Source organism: Simplicispira psychrophila DSM 11588 (assembly GCF_000688255.1).
In the GTDB taxonomy this organism is placed as follows: Bacteria; Pseudomonadota; Gammaproteobacteria; order Burkholderiales; family Burkholderiaceae_C; genus Simplicispira; species Simplicispira psychrophila.
This window is the reverse complement of sequence record NZ_JHYS01000009.1, coordinates 63,751-86,974: the sequence shown is the minus strand read 5'-3', so window position 1 is coordinate 86,974 and position 23,224 is coordinate 63,751. Positions and strand designations below refer to the sequence as shown.

The window sequence follows — 23,224 nt, the reverse complement described above, 5'->3', positions numbered from 1 at the left end:
CCATGCATCACTGCTTGCGCAGCAAAGCCTTCAAAGCATTCTGCAAACGCCGCGCGCTAGCGGCATCATTGGCGCTGGCCAGCACCGTGGCTGTGTCCTGCCCCCAGGTTTGCGCTGGAGCGGGGTCATTGCGTCGCGTCAGCAACTGCAGTTGCAACATGCGGCGCTCCGGCAGATGATCGGCCGGCGTCGGCGTCTCCGAGGCCATTTCCAACCGCAGCAAAGCCTGTGCCGCATCGCCTGCCGGTGGTTTTTCGAGCGCTTGCGTCCAAGCACTGCGCACCGATGCCGTAACACCAGCGCCCAGCTCTTGGGTCGAGGGCAGCAAGGCTGCATCACGTTTTTCCCAGGCCGTCAGCAATTGCGTCAAGGCCTCGCCATGGGCTTGTGCTGCCAATTTTTTGAGTGTTTGCTGTGCGTGCTCCATGGCTTCGCGCTGTGCGCGGAAAGCCGCATCACCCAAGCGGGGACCACGGTCTTCATAGACTGGGCGGTCACCAAAACGGCCACCACCGCGCGCATCGTCGCGGGGGCCGCGCGGCATACCGGGGCGACCGGCATCGCGACCTTGACCGGGGCGCTCGTCACGCCCGCCGGGACGGCCACCTCGACCCATCGGTGCAGGCGCATCTTTCTTCATGCCGGGGCGATCGTCACCGCGCACCGCCACCACCGGACGTGCCGCAGGTTTAGGCGGAGCTACAGGCGCGGCCTCTACCGCAGCAGCGCCTGCCTCTGTATCCGCGTCTGTTGCCGGCGCAGCGCTGTCTTCTTCGTTCGCTGTGACAGAGGCATCAGCTTCTTTTTCTATAGCTTGAGGCGCTTTCTGCTCGGGCGCTTGAGGCTGATTTGACTGTTTATTTTCAGCTGCACTGGCTTGGTCCCTTGCCTGTGCTTGGGCTTGGCCGCGCAAAGCCGCGTCCAGCGCCGCCATGGCACTGCGAATTTGCTGGACATCACCGCTGGCGTTGGCAGCATCCAGGGCTTTAGCCGCATCGATGACAGCGCGGTCATGGGCGCTGACTTCAGCCACGCCACGTTCACGTTCAGCGGTTTTTCGGTTGAACGCCTCATCAATCGGTTGACGGAAAGCGTCCCAAAGCTTTTGCTCGTGCTTGCGCTCCAGCAGCACGCTTTGCGCCTCGGCCTGCCAGCGCTGCTGCAGCGTCTTGACGGCGTCAATACGCAACACCGGCGCGGCGCCCAGCAAAGTGGCTTCTTCGATCATGGCGTGGCGACGCGCCAAACTTTCTTTTTGCGCTGCCTCAAAAGGTGCGGCTGCTTGTGCGATGGCCTGCTTCCACAGAGGCTGCAATTCGGTAAATATTTTTTCGCCGACATGGCCGCCAGCGCGCCAGCGATCACCAAACTGGTACAGCGCACGGTGGATGGCCTTCCAGTCGCCGGAGGCGGCGTGCTCTTGTGCCCAGGCTTTGACTTCTTCAATCAACGCCAGGCGCTCCGCCTTGTGCTGGGTCGCTTCGGTGCGAATCTTGTCCAGCCAGGCTTCCACCACTTTGTGCGCCGCATTGCAGGCTTCGTCAAATTTCTTCCAGAGACCATGGTTGGGCGCACCGCCTTGGTCAGCCTGCTTCCATTGCTCGCGCAGATGGCGCAAGGTTTCCTGCATCTTGCGTCCGCCCAGCGACTGGCCTTCAGGGCGCTGCAGCAGCCCTTCGGCTTTGGCCAGCAGTTCTTCACGTACTTGGTCGGCACTCCAGCGCTGCCAGCCTTCCAGCTCGCCCGCCGCCACCAGGGCAGCGTGCACTTTTTGTTCCAGCGCAACATCAATGTGTTTACCGTGGACTTTGAGCACAGCGCGTAGTTCTGCGGCAGCGCCGGCACTGGCTTTGCCGTGGCCTTCAGAGGTTTCCTGCTCCAATTTGGCCAGTGCTTCACCGACGATTTGTGCAGCTTTGGCGATGGCCTCGGGCGGTGCCTTGGGTTTGGGCTGGCGCGCTGAGCGTTCGACAGCAGCCGCCTCAGCAACCGGCACACCACCGCGCGCCACGCGCAGCTCGTCGGCCCACACGGGCACTGGAGGCAAGGGCAGGCTGGCATCTTCAGCAGCGGCGACGGCTTGCGCCACGGCCGGCTGGAAAGCATCCCACACTACCAATAATTGGGTACGGGAAGATTCAAGCAGCGGCGGGAAGCGCGCTTCCACGCTGGCCCAGCTAGCGTCGCCTGCCAACTCTTGTGCCTGGTCTTGCCAGTGCTGCACGTCCACCCGCAGCACTTCCAGCGCCGCTTGCGCATCGCGCCAGGACTTGGTGGACAGCACTTCAATGCGCTGGGCCAGCAAGACGGCAGCCTCGCGCTGCACCTGTACGCGGTGCTGCAGGTCTTCAATCACCTTGATGCGATCGGCCAGCTGTACCTTGAGCAGTGACAGCGGCTCGCGCGACAGCGGCGCGCCGGCTTTGGCGGCATCGCGTTGCCACGCCAAAGCATCAGCAATATTGAGTTTGGCGGCGCCCAGCAGCGCCGTCGCCTTGTCGGCCCATTCGGCGGCGATGGCCTCTTGGTTCTTGGCGCGGCGCAGTTCATCCAGGCGCTCGCGCACGGCGCGGGCGGCGCCCTTATCGCGGCCACTGAGTTCCTTGAACACTTCCTGCAATTGATCAGGGCTAGGCTGGGTGGTGAGCCATTCGCGGATGCGCGCAGCGCGCTCACCCGAGGTGGCCGCCGAGAAAGCGCCACCGGTGATCCCATCCATGGGATGCGCTTCGGGAGTTTTGGCTGGAACCGGGGTCATTTCGGGTGCGTCGGACATTTTGTTGCGAGAAAAAAAAGGAAACATGGATTCAGTAGAAGACGAACACGCGGGAACAACCCCGGGCGCGGCCACCTTCTGGGCAATCAATCAGTGCCCGGATGGTAGACCAAACGACTATTTTCGCCGGTATTTGCAATGCAACTCTTTATGAGCAGTATGTTGAGGTGCTAGTGAGGTGCTAAGACATCCATCAGCGCGTCCCGAGAGTGAGTTCAGCATGGGGTGTCCACGCCGGCACTGACGGCACCGTTTTGACTGCGCCCAGGAATAATCGCTCCAGCGGCAACGGCTGCTGCGCCAAGTAGTCGCGTACGGCCACACCCCGCGCCAGCGCCAATTCGCGCATGGCATCGTCAGGCAGCGTGATGCTGACCAGCAGCAAGGCTTCCATTTCGCTCTGCGGCAACTCCTTGGCCATACCCACCACGTTGCGCGGTTTGGCCATATCGGTGCGGCGGTAAAGCTCTTTGAGCAGCACCGGATAGTCATCGGTAGTCACCGCCGTGATCACGTCAGCGGACTGGCCAGCGCGCAGCGTGGCGCGACGTTTTTGCGCCAGTAGCATGTCTTGCAGGCGCTCGCGCTTCCAAGCGCTGCGCTCGGCATCACTACTAGCCTCGCCGACGACAGTCATTTTGAGTGCCGGCCTGTCCAGCAGCGCACGGGCCACCTTGTCCAGCTGCTGGCGCGCCGGCGCATCCAGCGCAGCACTGCCCAGCGCAAACTCCACCTGACCCAACTCATCGCCACCGCCCAGAGCGCTGGACAGCAGGGAAAACGGCGAAGTAATGGCCTTCATGATGAGGTTGCCCAAAATCCTGAAAATCACCGGACCCAAGCGAAATTCCGGGTCATTGAGCGAGCCCTTGATCGGTAACTCAACGTCGATCACCCCATTGCGATCCGCCAACAACGCTACCGCCAAGCGCACCGGCAGGCTGGCTGGCGCCCCTTCCACCGGGTCACCAAACACCAACTGATTCAAAACCAGCTTGTTGCTGGCCGTGAGCTGGCCATTGGGCTGCACTTGATAAGTGATATCCATGCTGAGCTTGCCGCGCTCGATGCCGTGGCCAGCATATTTGACGGTGTAGGGCGACAGCGGCGGCAGTTCCAGATCGCGCATATGGCCCTGGATATCCAGCGCCAAGGGCTGTGTCAAAGGGTTGAGCTGGCCCACGACTTCCAGCGATGCCGTGCCCTCAACCCGGCCACGCAGTTCCAAATCGGCCATCTCAGGAGTCCCCCCTGGCGCTACTGCAACAGACGAAAACGCACTCAGTCTCCCAGTCAGCCCACTCAGCTGGGCCGAATAGTTGGGCTTAATAAAGTAATCACTGAAATGGACATTTCCTCCCGTGAGCAGTACCGGGCCAATATGGATGATGGGGGGCACTGGGCTGGGCTCACTGGAAGTGCGAGCAGCGCTGGATGTCACCACAACGGCGGGGACATCCGCTGCTGCAGGGGGCGCTTTCAGCAGATCCTGCAGATTGAGGCGACCCGTGCTTTGCAAAATGACACGTGCAAAAAAATCACTCAGCACTGTTTCACGCACATCCACTGACAGCGGCTTGCCCGGTGCGAGCGCCACCTCGACCCCGCGCAACTGGAGTGACTTCCAGTTGAGCAGGTCGTCACTCGGCGCCTGCTGCCGTGGCGTGGACCAAGGCGTACCGACATCGCCTGGCGGTTGAGCCTCGGCCTGCACCATACGTACCCGCACATCGTCCAGGGCGGCATCGCCCTTCACCTGCAGTTGTGGCCCGACAGGCCCCTGGGCGTAATTCACCTGTCCTTGAAAACTGCCATCCGCGCGGCGAATGCGCACTTGGAGCACATCGGCAACATACGGCTCAAATGCATGGAGCGGTACCTGAGCCGCCAGTAACCGGCCCTGTGCCGACAGCGGCGCCAGGCCCAACGTACCGTCGTATTCAAGGCGCCCAGGATCGGCGCGCCCTGCACCGATACGCGCAGAAATCACCAGGGGCGACGGTTTGGCCACCTGTGCCAGCGGAGCAAAGTCCGTCAGCCGTACCCGCAAGGCCGAGACCAGCAACGACACCGGTGCAGCTTTGGAAAAATCGCTCAAGGCCGCCGATCCAGCGTCCAGCGTCAACTCGGCCCACTGCACCGACCAAGGAATTTCAGGCTCCCCCAGGCGTTTGGCTGGGGCCGACAGTAAAGGCTCCGGGCGCATCGGTTGTGGGCGCGCGACCTGCCAGCGCTCAAACATCCAGCGGCCCTTTGCATCCCGCTCAACCCAGCCACGCGGTTGTGTCAACGCCATTTTGCCGACAGTGATGCTGCGCCGGGCCAAGTTCACCTGGGCATCATCGACCTGAAATTTTTTCAACTCGGCCAGTGACGCTGCACTGTGCATGGCTAAACCGGTGGCTGCGGGTGGCACGCAGTCGGTACGCACCTCACAAGCGAGTTCCAGCCCATCGACGGTCAAACGCGACACCTGCGCCACCACCGCTGCGCCTTGCCAGGCCAGACCCAGGTCCGCATTCAGCGCGCCGGTCAATCGGGGCGTCAGCCATTGCCCCAGATAGGGCGCCACCAGCGCCAGTGAAAAATCCTGCATAGAAGTGGCGATCTGGCCCTTTTGCTCTGTGGCCTTGCCGCTAAACAGCAGCCGCGCCGGCGCTGGCATCAGCGTCTTTTTTTGCATTGCGGCGGATGCGGTGCCAACGATGTCGGCACCGCCAGAAAACAACAGTGGCTGACTCAGCGGCCAGGCCATGGCAGAGGCATCCAGCACCAGATGGCGCAAACCCAGCTGGGCGCTGACTGGCACCACACTCTCATCCAGCCAGTCCACCTGCGCACCGCGCACTGCCAAGCGATCCACTGCCAGTGACCAGTCGGCCCCCTGGTCAGGCGTACCCATCAAAGGCACAGCCATCTTGGCTTTGACCGATTGCTGCCTGGCCGGCGGCACCTTGGGGGACGTGGATGTAGCGGTGGATGCAGATGCCAAGTCCAGATTGATCTGTCCGGAACGGCTGCGCTGCACAGACAAGTGGGGCGCCTCCAGCACCACGCTGCCGATGTGCAACCGGCGGGCTAGCGGCTGAAAGTCTTCAACCTGTACCGTCAGCTCATCAAATGAGAGCAAGGGACTCTGAGAGGCTTGCGCCACCTGGACTTTGCGCAATTGCAGGTTGCCGCTGAGCCGGACCGCTGTGGTCGGCGTGTGCTCAAACGCCAAGCGTAAATGCGCATCCAGCAGACCCGCCTGCAATCGCACCGGCACACTGGCGGGCAAATAGCCCAGGTAAGGCGCGATATCCACGCCGGACACGTGGATCGAGGCCTCGGCCTTGCGACTTTCAGTGAACGGTACCGCCTCTGCCAGAGCGTCAAAAGGACTGTCGTTCAACAGAAACGACAAGTGTGGCGCCACTTTGATGTCACGCTGGGATGGCAGATTGCTCAAAAAAGGCACTTTCAGTTCCAGAGCGCGTACTGTGTGCGTGCGGCCCACGGTCTCATCCTTGAAATCTACTGCGCCACCACGCACCACCAAGTTGTAGAGCGCAAAGTACAGCGGCGAACTTGCCTCCTCCTCATGCGCCGCTGTCCGCAGGCGCTCCAGCACATCGTCGATGTCATAGTGGCTAGGCGCAAGCTGTGTCAAGCGCACGGTCGGATTGTCGATTTCAATCGCATCGATCACAGGTGCCAAGCGCAGTACCGACTGCAGGGCAGCATCTATATAGATACGTTGGATGTACAGCTGGGGTCCACCGCCATCGCTGCTGGCAATGGCCAGATCGTGCACGATCAATTCCAGTGTCCAAGGCCTGAAATCAACCCGGCCAATCGAAACTAGACGTCCCCATTTTTCCGTGGCTATTTTTTCGCCCTGACTGCGCAGCAGCGGTGGCAACAGCAGCCAGCCCAGCGCCCACAACAACAAAATGCCGGCGACCCCCCCGGCCGCACGCCGGGCCCAAGGATGGTAATGAAAGAAGGGGAGCTGCATTGCCTGATTCCAGAAAGCCAAGGCATATGCATGCCCAACCCCTGATTGCACCAGAAAAAACCAGCCCTAAAGCCACAATCGATTGCTGAATGGCCACAACAAAGCCTGCTGTACAAGGCCTAAAAAATGAAATAAATGGCAATATTTTGATAAAAAGCATAGACGCCAGCAGGTTGGCAAACACTTGCCCGAAAAGACACTCACATCATCAGACCAGCAGAGCCAATAAGCTTTTACCTGTTTTTAAATACAGTATACAAATACATTTAATGTATAAAAATTAAATTCTTTAGTCTTGACTTGCTATTTAATGAGCTTTTAGAATTCGCCAGCCCCCCAAAATGGGCTAGTACAAACCCCTAAGCGCTGCCAACCCGGCTCAGTCAATTCGATGTTTGCAAGCGCCGCGCGCTCTACACGAATTTGAGGGGTACCCATCCAGACGACATGTTTTGAGTAGATCGCTCTCCCTTTGGAGGCGCTCCCCGCTCAGACTCTCGCCACTTAAAGGAAGCTATGACAGCCCCTGAAAAAATGAAATCCGGTTTACGCACCTTTGCAGGCGACGTGACCGCCGGCTTTCTTCAAATCATTCACAGCAGCTTCGCCCTGCTAGGCCTGGCGGTCGCCTTTGTGGCCATCGCTCTGGTGGCACGCCCCAACCTGCGCCAGACCGGCGAAGAGCAGCTGATCAGCTGGCTACAGGCGCGACAAGAGCAGGTGGCGGTACTGGTTACCCCGGCAGAGCTTGAACCCGAGCCCAGCGAACGCGCCATGGCGGTCAACCCCAAGAGCCTGCCCAAGGAGCAGGCCACCGTGGCTTACTGGCTGAGCAAAAAATACCGCGTGGCCCCTGAGCCCGTAGGCTTGTTGGTGGCCGAAGCGTATGAGACCGGTGCCCGCGTCAAACTTGACCCCACCCTGATTTTGGCCGTCATGGCCATCGAGTCCAAATTCAACCCGTTTGCGCAGAGCGCGGTGGGTGCGCAGGGCCTCATGCAAGTCATGACGCGTGTGCACACCGACAAATACGAAAGCGTCGGCGGTAAGCTGGCGGCGTTTGATCCCGTCACCAACCTGCGTGTCGGCGTCAAAGTACTGCAAGAATGTATTGCCCGCGCCGGCTCCATCGAAGGTGGTCTGCGCTATTACGTCGGTGCCGCTAATCTGCCCAGCGACGGTGGCTACGCCGCCAAGGTCTTGGCTGAACATTTTCAGCTGCGCCAAGTTGCGGGCGGACGGCGCATTGCACGCCCCACACCACGCATGGTGCTGGCCAAGACGGCCACTGACAGCGCACCCGCACCGGACCAGGCGGCCCCTTTGCAAATATCGCCTGCTTCAGCCCCCGCAGCAGATGAAAAGGTGGCTCTGCTGGCGCCACTCTGAAAGGAGATCGCCTTGCACTGCGCAGGCAAGCAGCACACTCAGCTACACTCGTCGGGTACGCGACTGGCGATAGGCGCTACGCCCTGCTACAGGGTGATTGGCGCTGACGTGGATCTCCCCGGCGGCCATTGGGGCTGCTACCAAACCACTAGGGAGCGTACCGCCCGGGCTTCTGGCCCGAGTGTTCAGCCGTTCGCCTGGGCAGCCCTTGTTTCAAGGGACACCAGTTCACAGGACTGCCATCACTATGTACCCACGCAATATTCTTGTCGAGCAAGCCGACCCCGAAATCTTTGCCGCTATTCAGTCTGAAAACGCGCGCCAAGAACACCACATCGAGCTGATCGCCAGCGAAAACTACGCCTCGCCCGCCGTGATGTGGGCCCAAGGCTCGCAGCTGACCAACAAATACGCCGAAGGCTACCCGGGCCGCCGCTACTACGGCGGCTGCGAATATGTCGATGTGGCCGAGCAATTGGCCATCGACCGCGTTAAACAAATTTTTGGTGCTGATTGCGCCAACGTACAACCGCATTGCGGTGCCTCGGCCAACGAAGCGGTGTTTTTGGCGTTCTTAAAGCCCGGTGACACCATCATGGGCATGAGTTTGGCCGAAGGCGGTCACCTGACGCACGGCATGGCGCTCAACATGAGCGGCAAGTGGTTCAATGTCGTCTCTTACGGCCTGAACGCCAAGGAAGAAATCGACTATGACGCCATGGAAGCCAAAGCGCGCGAACACAAGCCCAAGCTGATCGTCGCGGGCGCCTCGGCCTACAGCCTGCACATCGACTTTGCCCGCTTTGCCAAAATTGCCAAAGAAGTCGGCGCGATTTTCATGGTGGACATGGCGCACTACGCCGGTCTGATTGCTGCGGGCATTTACCCCAACCCGGTGCCACACGCCGACATCGTCACCTCGACCACACACAAGAGCCTGCGCGGCCCGCGCGGCGGCATCATTTTGATGAAGGCCGAGCACGAGAAAGCCATCAACAGCGCCATCTTCCCTGGCCTGCAAGGCGGCCCACTGATGCACGTCATCGCCGCCAAAGCGGTGGCCTTCAAAGAAGCGCTGCAGCCCGAATTCAAGCTGTACCAGCAGCAGGTGCTGAAAAACGCGCAAATCATGGCCGAGACGCTGACCGAGCGCGGCCTGCGCATCGTCAGCGGCCGCACCGAAAGCCACCTGATGCTGGTCGATTTGCGCGCCAAGGGCATCACTGGCAAAGAGGCTGAGGCTGTACTAGGCGCTGCCCACATGACCATCAACAAGAACGCCATCCCCAACGACCCCGAAAAGCCGATGGTCACCAGCGGCATCCGTGTTGGCACGCCCGCCATGACGACGCGCGGCTTCAAGGACGAAGAAGCGCGCATCACCGCCAACCTGCTGGCCGACGTACTGGACAACCCACGCGACGAAGCCCACATTGCCGCCGTGCGTGCCAAGGTCAACGCGCTGACCGCCCGCTTCCCGGTCTACGGTTGAAGCTGACAAACCCATGAAATGCCCCTTCTGCAGCCACCAGGAGACGCAAGTCGTTGAAACCCGGGTGTCTGAAGACGGGGCCTTTGTGCGCCGGCGCCGCCAATGTGGCGCCTGCGAAAAGCGCTTTACCACTTACGAGCGCCCCGAAGTCAACTTTCCGGTGGTCGTCAAAAAAGACGGCCGCCGCACCGACTACGCACGCGCCAAATTGCTCGGTTCGCTGCGCATTGCGCTACGCAAAAGACCGGTAAGCACCGCGCAAATCGACGCTGCGATTGAGCGGATTGAAGAAACGCTGCTCAACCTCGGCCAGCGCGAAATCGCCTCCCACCGTATCGGCGAATGGGTGATGCAAGAACTGAAAAAGCTCGACACCATCGCCTACATCCGCTTTGCCAGCGTCTACCGCAGCTTTCAAGACATTGACGAGTTCAAGACCTTGGTGGATGAAGTGCGGCGCTGAAAGCTAAAATATCAGTGTTTTAGGCCTCTAGCCCTTTAGATACGTGCGCCAAAAGCTATTATTTAAATAGCAATCTAAAGGCTTACTGCGTTACAGCTTTAGTAATGCGCTCCGTCGCCGGCACCGCCACTGGGCTCGTGCGGCGAAAGTAATCTTCCAGCACATCCATATCCTGATCGCCGCCGAGCATGTCACGCCCTGCGGCCAGCGTGCGGTAGCCACTGCCCCCCGTCGCCAAGAAACTGCTGAGGGCGACGCGGTAATCACGTACCTCCTGCAAAGCTTGACCATGCAAGGTGATAGCACTGACGCGCGCACCGACCGGCTGCGACAGGTCGTAGCGATAGCTAAAACCGCTAGACACCGACAGCACCCGCGTGCGCTCTGCCGGGTTGATGGGCAACTCAAATTGCAACTCCAGCAACTGGCGAATTTGGGCACCGGTGTAGGTTTTGACCACCACATTGTTGCCAAACGGCTGCACTGCAAACAACTGACCGTAGCGCAGCAAGCCTTGTTCGTCCGGCGTTAAATCAGCGCGGATACCGCCGGCGTGCATGAACGACAACTGCGCCCCGCCCGTCTCGGGCGAGCGCGTGGCCCACAACTGGGCATCAGCAATCAAATTGCCCAACGAGCTTTCACCCGAGGCGGCTTCACGGCGCGTGGCGGTGCCGTTCATTTGGCCGGCGGGCTTGTTCGCCAAAGGGGCAACGGCGGCTTGGTACGGTGCCAGCAAGGCCTGCACTTGGGTATCCGCCGCAAACGAGGGATACAGCGCATTCGGCAGCACCGCAGTGGCACCGCTGGAATAGCCAGCGTTTTGCACCACCACGTTGCGCGCTGTCTTTTCGACCAAACGGCGCGTGCCGGTGTCAAAGCGCAGTGCAATGTCGGTCAGCAGCGTGCCGTACTGGCCGGCACTGGTCAGCAAAAATGGCCGCTGTGGATTTACCGTGGCGTAGTCACAAACATAGGCTTGGTGCGTATGGCCCGAAATCACCACATCAATCGCCGGGCCGAGGCGCTCCAAAATTGGCACGATGTCGCCGCTCAGGCCGGCGCAGCTGCTTTCCAACACGCCCGCTGTGGTACTGCCGCCCTCGTGCAAAGCCAGTACGATGATGTCGGCACCCTCGGCACGCAACTTGGCCGCTTGGGCATTAGCGGTGTCGGCCTCGTCGGTAAAACGCAAGCCAGCCACGCCGGCTGGAACCACCATGCGGGGCGTGCCTTTTAACGTCATGCCAATAAAGCCGACGGTGACGCTGGTGCCGCCCTGGGTGAAGTGCTTGATCCCAGTGGCCGGCAACAGGTTTTTTCCATCTTCGCGCTGCACGTTGGCCGCCAAAAAGCCAAAGCGCGCGCCAGTAAACGGCTGACTGACTTGGCACGGTGCACGCGCGGTGAACTGCTCGCAGCCGCCGTGCTGCAGGCGCAGCAGTTCACGCCAGCCGCGGTCAAACTCGTGGTTGCCAACGGCGTTGAAATCGATGCCGATGTAGTTCATGACCTCCACCGTCGGCTCGTCCAGAAACAGCGACGACACCATCGGCGAAGCACTGACCAAATCCCCGGCCGACACCACTGCATGGTGCGGCGTGCGCGCTTTGAGCGCGGCAATCGCGCTGGCCATATACGCCACGCCGCCGGCCGGCAAAGCGACGGTGCCAGTGCCGCTGGCATCGGGCACGCGGATGGACTGTTTGGGCGGCTCTAGGGTGCCGTGGAAGTCGTTAAAACCAATCAGGGCAATGTCGATGACGGGCGGCGTGCTGGTGCCGCCGCAGCCTGGCAACGCCAGCATCAAAGCTACTGCGGCTCCTGCCCAACCGGCGCGGAGCCCCAGAGCGCTCATGGCAGCATCGCTGCAATCGGTGCCAGCACTTGGCCGACATCAGCGCACTGAGCGCGCTGGCGCAGGGCGTGCTCCATCAGCACCAGCGCCAGCAGCGCTTCGGCGATCGGTGCGGCGCGGATGCCGACACACGGGTCGTGGCGGCCCTTGGTCACGACTTGCGCCGGCTGGCCGTGGATGTCAATGGATTCGCGCGGACTCAGGATGGAGCTGGTCGGTTTGATGGCAATCGAGGCCTCAATGTCCTGCCCCGAGCTGATGCCGCCCAGCACACCGCCGGCGTGGTTGGTGCGGAAACCGCCCGGCGTCAGCGAATCGCCATGCACCGTGCCGCGCTGCGCCACGCTGGCAAAGCCGGCACCAATCTCCACACCCTTGACGGCGTTCAGACCCATCAGAGCGTAGGCGATGTCGGCATCCAGCTTGTCGTAAATCGGCTCGCCCAACCCCACCGGCACGCCCGTAGCCTGCACGCGGATGCGGGCACCGCAGGAATCGCCAGCTTTGCGCAGTGCGTCCATGTAACGCTCCAAATGCGCCACATCGGCCACTGGGGCAAAAAATGGGTTGTGGGGTACGTGCTCCCAGCTCTCGAAGGGAATTTCCACCTCGCCCAACTGCGTCATGCAGGCGCGAAATTGCGTGCCATATTGCTGCGCCAGCCATTTTTTGGCGACTGCGCCCGCCGCCACCGTCGGCGCCGTCAGGCGTGCCGAAGAACGACCGCCACCGCGCGGGTCGCGGATGCCGTATTTGTGAAAGTAGGCGTAGTCCGCGTGGCCGGGGCGAAAGCTCTCGGCAATATCGCCATAGTCTTTGCTGCGCTGGTCCTGGTTGCGAATCAGTAACGCAATCGGCGTGCCGGTGGTCAGGCCTTGGTAAACGCCCGACAAAATCTCGACCGCGTCTGCCTCGTTGCGCTGGGTGACGTGGCGGCTGGTGCCGGGGCGGCGGCGGTCAAGGTCGGCCTGGATGTCGGCTTCCGTCAACTCCATGCCCGGCGGACAGCCGTCAATCACGCAGCCAATGGCCGGGCCGTGGGATTCACCAAAGTTGGTGACTGCGAAAAGGGTTCCAAAGGTATTGCCGCTCATGGGGCAAGATTATCCCCGAGCAGGATGCTGGCGCCAGGAAGGCGCTCAGCGCATCTATGCTGCTCCTAAAAAAATAGCTACAACCGCTTGATGCGAAAGCATTTCAAGCCATTTTTATCAAGATTTTTCGACTTCATCCGGTGTTTTTTCACCCTCTGCGGGCCAATCACGGATATAAGCCTTGAGCAGCTTGTTCTCGAAATTCTGGCTATCGACCACAGTTTTGGCCACGTCGTAGAAGCTGATCACGCCCATCAACATTCTTTTGTCCATCACCGGCATGTAGCGCGCGTGGCAGCCCAGCATCATGCGGCGCACTTCGTCCATATCGGTTTCCAGCGTGCAGGTGACAGGCGCATCGTCCATCACCGAACGCACGATTTTGGTACCGGCAGCGCCTTGGCGCGCCATCGCCTGGATGACCTCGCGAAAGGACAGCATGCCAACCAGATCGCCATGCTCCATGACCACCAAAGAGCCAATGTCTTTTTCCGCCATGATCTCGATGGCCGAGGTCAGCGTCTCGCTGGGAGTGACGGTGTAGAGGGTATTTCCCTTGACGCGAAGGATGTCGCTGACTTTCATGGTGGAGCTCCGGAGGCGGTGTGCGCTAGGCACAGGTCAATCTGATGGTCAACAAATATAGCCCACAATGCCCGGCTGCATTGACAACATGGGAGACAGACAGATGCCCGGCTACTCCGACCCCGGCTTTGACACCCTGGCGCTGCACGCCGGTGCCAGCCCCGACCCGGCCACTGGCGCCCGCGCCGTGCCGATCCACCTCACCACTTCTTTCGTCTTCGAGTCCAGCGACCACGCGGCGTCACTGTTCAACCTGGAGCGTCCCGGCCACGTCTACAGTCGCATCAGCAACCCGACCAACGCCGTGCTGGAGCAACGCGTCGCGGCCCTCGAAGGCGGCGTCGGCGCGATTGCCGTGTCCAGCGGCCAGGCGGCGCTGCACCTGGCGATTGCCACGCTGATGGGCGCCGGTAGCCACATCGTTGCCAGCACCGCGCTGTATGGCGGCTCGCACAACCTGCTGCACTACACGCTGCGCCGCTTTGGCATGGAAACCACCTTTGTCCGGCCCGGTGACATCGATGGCTGGAAAGCCGCGATCCAACCCAACACCAAACTCTTCTTTGGCGAAACCGTGGGCAACCCGGGACTGGAAGTGCTCGACATCCCCACCGTCGCCGCGATGGCCCACGAGGCCGGCGTGCCGCTGCTGGTCGATTCGACGCTGACCTCGCCGTGGCTGATGAAACCATTCGAGCATGGCGCCGACTTGGTCTACCACTCAGCCACCAAATTTCTCTCCGGCCACGGCACGGTGATTGGCGGCGTGGTGGTGGACGGCGGCAGCTTTGACTGGGACGGCCCACGTGCACAGGGCAAGTTCAGCGAGCTGACCGAGGCCTATGACGGCTTTCATAACATGGTGTTCAGCGAAGAGTCCAGCGTCGGCGCTTTCTTGCTGCGCGCCCGCCGCGAAGGTCTGCGCGACTTTGGCGCCTGCATGAGCCCGCACACCGCCTGGCTAATCCTGCAAGGCATTGAAACCCTGCCGCTGCGCATGGAACGCCATATGCGCAACACGCAAAAGGTGGTCGAATTTTTGGCCAGCCAGCCGTTTGTCGCCCGCGTCGGCCACCCGATGTTGGAATCGCATTCCAGCTACGCACTGGCACAGCGCTTATTGCCGCGCGGCGCGGGTTCGGTGTTCAGCTTTGACCTCAACGGTAGCCGCGAGCAGGGCAAAAAGTTCATTGAGACGCTGAAGGTGTTTAGCCACTTGGCCAACGTCGGCGACTGCCGCAGCTTGGTGATTCACCCGGCCAGCACCACGCACTTTCGCATGAGCGACGAAGCGCTCGCCGCTGGCGGCATCGGCCAAGGGACGATTCGCCTGTCGATTGGTCTGGAAGACGCGGACGACCTGATTGACGACTTGAAGCGCGCCCTCAAAGCCGCAGAAAAAGCAGGAGACTGAGCCATGTACCTGACCGTCAACGGCCATGCCACCTATTGCTACACCGGCGGCAAAGCCTTCAATCCCGCACAACCGACGGTGGTGCTGATCCACGGCGTGCTGTGTGACCACAGCGTCTGGGCGCTGCAAAGCCGCTATCTGGCCTACCACGGCTGGAACGTGCTGGCGATTGACTTGCCCGGCCACTGCCGCAGCGCGGGCGAAGCGCCGGCCAGCGTCGAAGCGGCGGCTGATTTCATCGCTGCGCTGCTGGACGCTGCCGGTATCACGGGGGAAAAACAAGCCGCGCTGATCGGCCACAGCTGGGGCTCGCTGATTGCCCTAGAAGCCGCCGCGCGCCTGCAAACGCGCATCAGCCACTTGGCGCTGGTCGGCACGGCGTTTCCGATGCCGGTAGCGCCCGCCATGCTGGATGCTGCACTGAACGCGCCCGAGAAAGCGATCAAGATGGTGCAAGTGTTCTCGCGCAGCACGCTATCGCCGCCGTCGGGCGCGGGGATGTGGGTCTATGGCGCCGGGCTGGCACTGGGGCGGCGCGTGTTGCGCAGCAATCCAGCGGTGAATGTGCTGCACCGGGGCTTTGTCGCTTGCGACAGCTACGCCAACGGCCTCACGGCGATAGCGCAAATCACCTGCCCGGTGCTGTTCGCTTTGGGCACGCAAGACCAAATGACCCCGCCCAAGGCCGCCCAAGCGCTGATCGCCAGCGCCCGCGCTGCCGGCAAAAGCGTGCAAGTCGCCCACCTGCCGGTCGGCCACAACCAGATGAGCGAAGCGCCAGATGAAACGCTGATGGCGATTCGGGATTTTTTGCGGCCGTAACCACACCATGTTGCGCACTGGCGCAACTCCAGAAAATCAAGCGCGCGAGGTGTGATACTTGCGGGTTTCTTCCCGCACCGTATTTTCAGCAGCCCAGGCATGCGCACCGCTCCAACCCCTCCCGCAGCCAACTTCGTCACCACAGCATCCCCCGTGGGCAAACCCTCAGTCAAGGGCTGGTGCCCCGGTGCTTTGCGCCCGATGCTGTCCGGCGACGGTTGGGTGGTGCGGATTCGCCCGCCCACTGGCCGCCTGAGCGCTGCCCAAGCCGCAGGCATCGCCCAATTGGCCGAGCGCCATGGCAACGGGCTGATCGACATCACCAGCCGGGCGAATGTGCAGCTGCGCGGCGTGCGGGAAGCCAGCCATGCAGAACTCATCGACGGTCTGCGCGCTTTCGGGCTAATTGACGCAAACGCGGAAGTAGAAGCACGGCGCAATATCGTCGTCACGCCCTTTTGGCGTGCGGGCGACGGCACGCTGGACATCGCCGCTGCCCAGGCCAACGCCTTGGCGCAGCCCGACGCGCCCAACTTACCGAAAAAATTCGGCTTTGCGGTGGACACGGGCGCGCAGCCGGTGCTGCAAGACACCTCCGCCGATATCCGCATCGAACGCACCGCCAGCGGACTGTTCGTGCGCGCCGACGGCTTTGCGACGGGTGCGCGCGTCACCGCTGACGAAGCTGTCCCTGCGGCGATGGCGCTGGCCCGCTGGTACGCAGCCAGTCCACGCAGCGGACGCATGGCGGCTTTGGTAGGAAGTCAATCACTGCCGGATGCTTTTCAAACACCGTTGCCACCGCTGGTGGCCGTCCCGCAGTGGCAGGTCGGGCCAAACGCCCACGGCTGGCTGGTGGGGATCGCCTTTGGCCAGATGTCGGCGCAGACTTTGTCCGCGCTGGCGGAGTGTGCGGACATCAATGCGCTGCGCATCACCCCTTGGCGCATGGTGCTGATTGAAGCGGCCCACCACGTTCCAGAGGCCCCCGGCCTCATCACCCGCGCCGATGACCCCCTGCTCCAGGTTGTTGCCTGCAGTGGTGCGCCGCAGTGCCAGCACGCCACCATTGACACGCGCACGGTTGCGCGTGCACTGGCACCCTACCTTCCCGCCGACCGCTTGCTGCACATCTCCGGCTGCACCAAAGGCTGCGCGCACCCCAAAGCGGCGCTGACCTTGGTCGGCACCAACGATGGCATCGACCTCATCCGCCACGGCACAGCCGCCTCCACAGCAGACCGCTGCGCTTTATCCGCCGACACGGTAGCCACAGAACTACAACGACTTTTGCATGCGACACCCATTTGAATCCGATGGCACGGCGATTTACCGCCAGTCCTTTGCCATCATCCGCGCCGAGGCCGACTTGGCGCGCTTTACCCCAATAGAAGAGCTGGCCGCCGTGCGCATGATCCACGCCGTTGGCATGGTCGGGCTGGAGGCCTATATCCAGTTCAGCCCTGGCATGGCCGAAGCGGCGCGCGCGGCGCTAGAGGCCGGCGCGCCCATCCTGTGCGACGTGCGCATGGTCAGCGAAGGCATCACCCGCAGCCGCTTACCCGCCAACAACGCGGTGATGTGCACCTTGAACGACCCCGCAGTGCGCGAGATGGCGCAAGCCCTGTCCACCACCCGCAGCGCGGCAGCGCTGGAGCTGTGGCGCCCGCATCTGGCTGGTGCCGTGGTGGCGATTGGCAATGCGCCCACCGCCTTGTTTCACCTGTTGAACATGTTGCAAGACCCGGCCTGCCCGCGCCCGGCGGCCATCATTGGCTGCCCGGTGGGTTTTGTCGGCGCGGCCGAATCCAAAGCCGCGCTGATGGCCGCACCACCGGTGCCGTCGATGGCGGTACGCGGCCGGTTGGGCGGCTCTGCCATCACGGTAGCAGCCGTCAATGCGCTAGCCTGCCGGAGAGAAATTTAATGGGCCGCGTGCTATGTGCCGGCCTTGGCCCGGGCGACCCGGATTTGATGAGCGTGCGCTCGGACCGCGCCATCCGCAGCGCCCGCCACGTCGCCTATTTCCGCAAAAAAGGCCGGCCCGGACAAGCGCGCCGCATTGTCGAAGGCATGTTGCAGCCCGGCGTGACCGAGTACGCGATGGAGTACCCGGTCACCACCGAGCTGCCGTTTGACAGCCCCGAATACATCGCCTGTCTGGCCGGTTTTTACGACGACTGGGCACAGCAGCTGGCCCAGTTGGCACAGCAAGAAGACGTGCTGGTGCTGTGCGAGGGCGACCCGTTTTTCTATGGCTCGTTCATGCACCTCTACACCCGCCTGCAAGGGCGCGCGGCGCTAGAAGTGATTCCCGGCATTCCGGGCATGGTGGGCTGCTGGTGGAGTACCAGCACCCCCATCACCTGGGGTGACGATGTCCTGACGGTGCTGATGGCCACCCTGCCCGAAGTGGATTTGGTGCGCCACATGCAATCGGCCGACGCGCTGGTGATTATGAAAACCGGCCGCAACCTATCGAAAGTGCGCCGCGCGCTGGCGGCAGCGGGCCGCTTGGAGGCCGCTTGGCTGGTCGAGCGCGGCACCATGCCGACGCAGCGGGTGGTACCGCTGGCCGAGGTGGAGGGCGGCGACTGCCCGTACTTCGCGATCGTGTTGGTCCACGGCCAAGGTCGCCGCCCCGAGGTGATGGAATGACCGGCTGGCTGTGCATCGCCGGTCTGGGGCCGGGGGACGAGCACTTGATCACCCCCGAAGTGAGCGCGGCGCTGGCAGCCGCCACCGATGTGGTCGGCTACATCCCCTACGTGGCCCGCATTGCGCCACGTGACGGGCTGACGTTGCACCCGTCTGACAACCGGGTCGAGCTGGACCGCGCTCGTGCTGCCCTGACCATGGCGGCTGAAGGCCACAAAGTGGTGGTGGTGTCATCGGGCGACCCCGGCGTATTTGCTATGGCTGCGGCGGTGTTTGAAGCCTTGGAACGCCAACCAGCTTGGCAAGCGCTCGACATTCGCGTGCTGCCCGGCATCACCGCCATGCTGGCCGCAGCGGCCAAGGCCGGCGCGCCACTGGGCCATGATTTTTGCGCCATCAACCTGAGCGACAACCTGAAACCCGCCGCGTTGATTGAAGCGCGCGTGCGCGCGGCGGCGGGTGCGGACTTTGCCATGGCGTTTTACAACCCGCGCTCGGCCAGCCGATCCGAAACTTTCGGCCGTATTTTGGAAGTGTTGCGGCAGCAGTGCGGGCCGGAACGCCTGGTTATTTTTGCCCGCGCCGTCTCTACGCCCGAAGAAGCCATCCACACCGTGGCGCTGCGCGATGCCACGCCAGAAATGGCCGATATGCGCACGGTGGTGATTGTTGGCAACGCCGCTACCCGCCGGGTGGGGCGCTTTGTTTACACGCCGCGTTCGGCGTTGCCCGCCGCGCCGCCATGATGGCCCAGCCAAGCCATCACCTGTTCTACCGTGGCCGCCATGCGGCGCGCCGGCACTGCCGGGCGATCAATCAAAATCACCGGCAAACCCAGCAACCGCGCCGCCTCCAGCTTGGCAGCGGCGCCACTGCCGCCGGCATTTTTGGCCACCAAATGGGTAATGCCGTGCTGCTGCAACAGCGCGCGGTCGCCTTCCACCGTGAACGGGCCACGGGCGATGACCACCTGTGCACTGGGCAGCGGCAGATCGGCCACCGCATCGACCAAGCGCAGCAAATAATGGTGCGACGCGCACTGGGCGGACGGTGCAAACGACAGCAGGTTTTGTCGGCCAATCGCCAAAAATACCCGCGCTGGCGTGGGCGCCAGGGCGGCAACGGCACCGTCTATATCAGCGACGCACTGCCAGCGGTCGCCCGCTTGCGGCTGCCAAGCCGGGCGCTCAAAGGCCAGCAGCGGCACGCCGGCTGCGGCGCAGGCGTGTACCGCGTTGCTGCTCATTTGCGCGGCAAACGGGTGGGTGGCGTCCACCACCTGGGTGATGCGCTGCACTTGCAGCCAGTCGCGCAAACCGGCCACACCGCCAAAACCGCCGACGCGGGTGGGCAACGGCTGGGCCACCGGTGCTGCGGTACGACCGGCGTAAGAAAAAACAGCGTCCACCTCGGCCTCTGCCAGAGCGCGGGCCAATTGGCTGGCCTCGGTGGTACCGCCCAGCAGCAAAACACGGGGAGCGGTGCGAGCTATGTCTGAACCTTGGTTGTCCATCATTGGTCTGGGTGAAGAGGGGTTGGCGGGGCTGGGCGATGCTAGCCGCTTGGCGCTCAACGCGGCCGAGATGGTTTTTGGTGGCCCGCGCCACTTGGCGCTGGCAGAGGTGGGCACGCGTGGCCGCGCCTGGCCGGTGCCATTTGACGTCGCGCCGGTGCTGGCACTGCGCGGGCAACGGGTCGCGGTGTTGGCCTCGGGCGACCCGTTTTGGTTTGGCGTGGGCGGCAGTTTGTCGGCGCACTTGTCACCGGCAGAGTGGCAGGTATTTCCCGCGCCCTCTACCTTTAGCTTGGCCGCCGCGCGCTTGGGCTGGCGCTTAGAGGACACCGCCTGCTGGGGCCTGCACGCCACGCCGTTTGCCCACACCCGCCGTGCGCTGCACCCCGGCCAGCGGTTGATTTGCCTGCTGCGCGACGGTGCAGCGGTGGGCGAGTTTGCCCGCTGGCTGGCGGAACACGGCTTTGGCGCTTCGGACTTGTGGGTGTTGGAAGCCTTGTGCGGGCCAAGCGAGCGCCTGCGCCAGACCACGGCCGCTGGTTTTGATTTTGCCGACGTGACCCCCCCTGTCGCTGTCGCCTTGCAAGTGGCGGGCGCCGCCGGTCTGCCGCGCAGCACCGGCCTGCCAGACTCGGGCTTTGCCCACGATGGACAAATCACCAAATCGCCGGTACGCGCCTTGACCTTGGCCGCACTCGCGCCGCGCCCCGGCCTGCACCTGTGGGACATTGGCGCGGGTTCTGGCTCGGTCAGCGTGGAGTGGTGTCTGGCAGGCGGACACGCCAGCGCCATCGAGCAGCACGCTGAGCGCGTCGCCCATATCCGCCGCAATGGGGATAGCTTTGGACTGGGCAAGTCGCTGCGTGTCATCGAAGGCTTGGCGCCCAACGCGCTGGACGGACTGGCGCCGCCGGCTGCGATTTTTGTCGGCGGCGGCTTTAATGCGGCGCTGTTTGAGGTGCTGAAAACCGTTGCCCCAAGCGACTGCCGGCTGGTAGTCAACGCCGTCACGCTGGAAACCGAAGCGCTGCTGATGTCTCTGCACGCCAGTCACGGCGGCGAGTTGCTGCGCATTGAACTAGCCCACGCTGCGCCCTTGGGTCGGATGCGCGGCTGGGTGCCCGCCCGGCCGGTGGTGCAGTGGAGCGCGGTGCTGTGACTGCTCGTGCCGTCGCCGGCTTTGGTCTTCGCACTGCTGCCACGCTGGAGTCGCTGCGCAAGGCCTTACACATTGCCAGCAACGAAAACATCTTTGCGCTCACCGCACTGGCGACAGCCGCCGACAAAGCCAATCACCCAGCGCTGATTGCACTGGCGCGCGAATTAGCCTTGCCCCTCATCGCCGTGCCGTTGGCGCAATTGACCGCATCCAGCGCAGCCACCGCACCGCCCAACAACCGCATCCCCGAACGCTACGGCGCGCGCAGCGTGGCCGAATCCTCCGCGCTGGCCGCAGCAGGACAAGGCGCGCAGTTGCTGGCAGCGCGCGCCGTGTCCACCGACAAAATGGCCACGGCCGCGATAGCCATCCTCCACTTTCACCCTTGCTACCCATGACCGTTCACTTTATCGGCGCTGGCCCCGGTGCCCCTGACCTCTTGACGCTGCGCGGGCGCGACCTCATCGCTGCCTGCCCGGTGTGCCTGTACGCCGGTTCGCTGGTGCCCGAAGGCGTGCTGGCGCACTGTCCGCCGGGCGTGCAGTTGCTCAACACCGCACCGCTGTCGCTGGACGAAATCATCCACGCCATCGCCACTGCCCACGCCCAAGGGCACGACATTGCGCGCCTGCATTCGGGCGATTTGTCGGTCTGGTCGGCGATGGGCGAACAGCTGCGACGCCTGCGCGCAGCGGGCATTCCTTACACCGTCACCCCTGGCGTGCCGTCATTTGCCGCAGCCGCTGCCGCGCTGGGCGCAGAGCTGACGCTGCCGGGGATAGCGCAATCGGTGGTGCTGACGCGCACCTCGGGGCGCGCCTCGGCCATGCCTGACAGCGAATCGCTGGCGCACTTTGCCGCCACCGGGGCGGTGCTGGCGATCCACCTGTCGGTGCATGTGCTGGCGCGCGTCGTTCAAGAGTTAAGCCCGCACCCGCTTTACGGCCCCGACTGCCCGGTCGCCGTGGTCTGGCGCGCCAGTTGGCCGGACGAGCGCATCGTGCGCGCCACCTTGTCCACCATCGAAGCCGCCATCGGCGAGGGCATGGAGCGCACCGCACTGATTCTGGTCGGCCACACGCTGGGCGCGGAAGACTTCGACACCAGCCGCCTGTACGCCGGTGACTACGACCGCCGCTACCGGCCGGTCGGCACCCATCCGCGTTTTCCAACCTCCGAAAGCGTGGCACCGTGATCGAGCTGAGCTTGGTCGGCATCGGCACCGGCAACCCTGACCACCTGACCCACCAAGGCGTGGCCGCCTTGAACGCCGCCGACGTCATCCTGATTCCGCGCAAAGGCGACAACAAAGCCGACTTGGCCGAGCTGCGCGAAGCCCTTTGTGCGGCCGTGGTCAGCAATCCCACCACCCGTATCGTCCACTTTGACATGCCAGTGCGCGACAGCGCCGATGCCAACCCAGCCCACTACGCCGCTGCTGTCAACCGCTGGCACGACGCCATTGCCGAGATCTGGCACGCCAAAATTCGCGCGCATGTGCCCCATGAAGGAAAGCTGGCCTTGCTGGTCTGGGGCGACCCGTCGCTGTACGACAGCACGCTGCGCATTGCCCAGCGCCTGAAGCTGCGGCTGGCGCTGCAAGTCTCCGTGGTACCCGGCATCACCGCACTGCAAGCTCTCACTGGCGCCCACGCCATCCCGCTCAACGACATCAACGCCCCGGTCACCATCACCACCGGACGCCGGTTGCGCGAGCACGGCTGGCCGGCCAGCGCCGACACCGTCGCGGTGATGCTGGACGGCGAATGTTCTTTTCGCCATATCAAGCCGGCGGGCGTCCGCATTTGGTGGGGCGCGTATCTGGGCATGCCAGAGCAACTGCTGCTCAGCGGCCCACTGGCTGACGTAGCGCCGCACATCGTGCAACAACGCCAGACCGCGCGCGCGGCGCATGGCTGGATCATGGATACGTATTTGCTGCGCAGGGCGACCTGACACCACGGCAGCCCCATCACTGGTGCGCCGCTATGATCCCAGCGC

General features: G+C 63.0%; 19 protein-coding genes and 1 riboswitch. Of the genes, 13 read left to right on the top strand and 6 right to left on the bottom strand.

The annotated features are described in order from the left end of the window. Positions 1 to 7: 7 nt before the first annotated feature. Together Q390_RS0110885 and Q390_RS0110880 are read right to left on the bottom strand one after the other, a co-directional pair. Positions 8 to 2,776, bottom strand: coding sequence for a DUF349 domain-containing protein (locus Q390_RS0110885; RefSeq protein WP_245606901.1), 2,769 nt, complete (start codon positions 2,774 to 2,776; stop codon positions 8 to 10). 193 nt (positions 2,777 to 2,969) lie between these two features. Further along, the gene (locus tag Q390_RS0110880) at positions 2,970 to 6,776 is read right to left on the bottom strand and encodes a DUF748 domain-containing protein (RefSeq protein ID WP_027996085.1); all 3,807 of its coding nucleotides are present in this window, start codon (positions 6,774 to 6,776) and stop codon (positions 2,970 to 2,972) included. 516 nt (positions 6,777 to 7,292) lie between these two features. On the opposite strand from Q390_RS0110880, the gene Q390_RS0110875 reads away from it, so the two are divergent. From Q390_RS0110875 to nrdR, 3 genes are all read left to right on the top strand, one after another. Continuing rightward, positions 7,293 to 8,165 carry a lytic transglycosylase domain-containing protein gene (locus Q390_RS0110875; RefSeq protein ID WP_027996084.1) on the top strand — a complete coding sequence of 291 codons (873 nt, stop codon included), beginning with the start codon at positions 7,293 to 7,295 and terminating at the stop codon, positions 8,163 to 8,165. Positions 8,166 to 8,214: 49 nt separating this feature from the next. Next, a riboswitch (ZMP/ZTP riboswitch) is annotated at positions 8,215 to 8,375 on the top strand. A 37-nt stretch (positions 8,376 to 8,412) separates the two neighbouring features. Beyond that, positions 8,413 to 9,657 carry a serine hydroxymethyltransferase gene (gene glyA, locus Q390_RS0110870; RefSeq protein ID WP_027996083.1) on the top strand — a complete coding sequence of 415 codons (1,245 nt, stop codon included), beginning with the start codon at positions 8,413 to 8,415 and terminating at the stop codon, positions 9,655 to 9,657. A gap of 13 nt (positions 9,658 to 9,670) precedes the next feature. Continuing rightward, a complete protein-coding gene (gene nrdR, locus Q390_RS0110865; RefSeq protein WP_027996082.1) occupies positions 9,671 to 10,120 on the top strand; it encodes a transcriptional regulator NrdR in 450 nt (149 codons plus the stop codon). Positions 10,121 to 10,202: 82 nt separating this feature from the next. Here the strand turns inward: nrdR and Q390_RS0110860 are convergent, their stop codons facing one another. From Q390_RS0110860 to Q390_RS0110850, 3 genes are all read right to left on the bottom strand, one after another. Continuing rightward, entirely contained in the window at positions 10,203 to 11,978 is a 1,776-nt protein-coding gene (locus Q390_RS0110860; RefSeq protein WP_027996081.1) for a bifunctional metallophosphatase/5'-nucleotidase, read from the bottom strand. Beyond that, positions 11,975 to 13,072, bottom strand: a complete 1,098-nt coding sequence (gene aroC, locus Q390_RS0110855; RefSeq protein ID WP_027996080.1) for a chorismate synthase — start codon at positions 13,070 to 13,072, stop codon at positions 11,975 to 11,977. The genes Q390_RS0110860 and aroC overlap by 4 nt, the downstream gene beginning before the upstream one ends. A gap of 117 nt (positions 13,073 to 13,189) precedes the next feature. Beyond that, positions 13,190 to 13,657 (bottom strand): CBS domain-containing protein, encoded by a 468-nt coding sequence (locus Q390_RS0110850; protein ID WP_027996079.1) that lies wholly within the window; start codon positions 13,655 to 13,657, stop codon positions 13,190 to 13,192. A gap of 103 nt (positions 13,658 to 13,760) precedes the next feature. Here Q390_RS0110850 and Q390_RS0110845 point away from each other — a divergent pair, with 103 nt between their 5' ends. From Q390_RS0110845 to cobJ, 6 genes are all read left to right on the top strand, one after another. Next, positions 13,761 to 15,071 (top strand): O-acetylhomoserine aminocarboxypropyltransferase, encoded by a 1,311-nt coding sequence (locus tag Q390_RS0110845; protein WP_027996078.1) that lies wholly within the window; start codon positions 13,761 to 13,763, stop codon positions 15,069 to 15,071. Between the two features lie 3 nt (positions 15,072 to 15,074). Beyond that, on the top strand, positions 15,075 to 15,893 hold the full coding sequence (locus Q390_RS0110840; protein WP_027996077.1) for an alpha/beta fold hydrolase: 819 nt from the start codon (positions 15,075 to 15,077) through the stop codon (positions 15,891 to 15,893). A gap of 99 nt (positions 15,894 to 15,992) precedes the next feature. Further along, complete coding sequence (gene cobG / locus Q390_RS18230) at positions 15,993 to 17,204, top strand: precorrin-3B synthase (RefSeq protein WP_084153874.1); 1,212 nt, start codon at positions 15,993 to 15,995, stop codon at positions 17,202 to 17,204. Continuing rightward, the gene (locus Q390_RS0110830; protein ID WP_027996076.1) at positions 17,188 to 17,820 is read left to right on the top strand and encodes a precorrin-8X methylmutase; all 633 of its coding nucleotides are present in this window, start codon (positions 17,188 to 17,190) and stop codon (positions 17,818 to 17,820) included. Before cobG ends, Q390_RS0110830 begins: the two co-directional genes overlap by 17 nt. Beyond that, positions 17,820 to 18,551, top strand: coding sequence for a precorrin-2 C(20)-methyltransferase (gene cobI / locus Q390_RS0110825; RefSeq protein WP_027996075.1), 732 nt, complete (start codon positions 17,820 to 17,822; stop codon positions 18,549 to 18,551). The genes Q390_RS0110830 and cobI overlap by 1 nt, the downstream gene beginning before the upstream one ends. After that, entirely contained in the window at positions 18,548 to 19,297 is a 750-nt protein-coding gene (gene cobJ, locus Q390_RS0110820; RefSeq protein WP_027996074.1) for a precorrin-3B C(17)-methyltransferase, read from the top strand. Before cobI ends, cobJ begins: the two co-directional genes overlap by 4 nt. Here the strand turns inward: cobJ and Q390_RS0110815 are convergent. Beyond that, positions 19,258 to 20,067 carry a cobalt-precorrin-6A reductase gene (locus Q390_RS0110815; RefSeq protein ID WP_084153878.1) on the bottom strand — a complete coding sequence of 270 codons (810 nt, stop codon included), beginning with the start codon at positions 20,065 to 20,067 and terminating at the stop codon, positions 19,258 to 19,260. The two genes, cobJ and Q390_RS0110815, sit on opposite strands and share 40 nt — an antisense overlap. Here Q390_RS0110815 and Q390_RS0110810 point away from each other — a divergent pair. Genes Q390_RS0110810 through cobF form a run of 4 tightly spaced genes read left to right on the top strand, consistent with a single transcriptional unit; the run spans position 20,042 to position 23,179 of the window. Beyond that, a complete protein-coding gene (locus Q390_RS0110810; RefSeq protein ID WP_027996072.1) occupies positions 20,042 to 21,223 on the top strand; it encodes a bifunctional cobalt-precorrin-7 (C(5))-methyltransferase/cobalt-precorrin-6B (C(15))-methyltransferase in 1,182 nt (393 codons plus the stop codon). The genes Q390_RS0110815 and Q390_RS0110810 overlap by 26 nt on opposite strands. Next, a complete protein-coding gene (locus tag Q390_RS0110805) occupies positions 21,220 to 21,621 on the top strand; it encodes a cobalamin biosynthesis protein (RefSeq protein ID WP_051603187.1) in 402 nt (133 codons plus the stop codon). The genes Q390_RS0110810 and Q390_RS0110805 overlap by 4 nt, the downstream gene beginning before the upstream one ends. Then, positions 21,618 to 22,418, top strand: a complete 801-nt coding sequence (gene cobM, locus Q390_RS0110800; RefSeq protein WP_027996070.1) for a precorrin-4 C(11)-methyltransferase — start codon at positions 21,618 to 21,620, stop codon at positions 22,416 to 22,418. Before Q390_RS0110805 ends, cobM begins: the two co-directional genes overlap by 4 nt. Further along, on the top strand, positions 22,415 to 23,179 hold the full coding sequence (cobF, locus tag Q390_RS0110795; RefSeq protein ID WP_027996069.1) for a precorrin-6A synthase (deacetylating): 765 nt from the start codon (positions 22,415 to 22,417) through the stop codon (positions 23,177 to 23,179). Before cobM ends, cobF begins: the two co-directional genes overlap by 4 nt. The last annotated feature ends 45 nt before the right edge of the window (positions 23,180 to 23,224 follow it).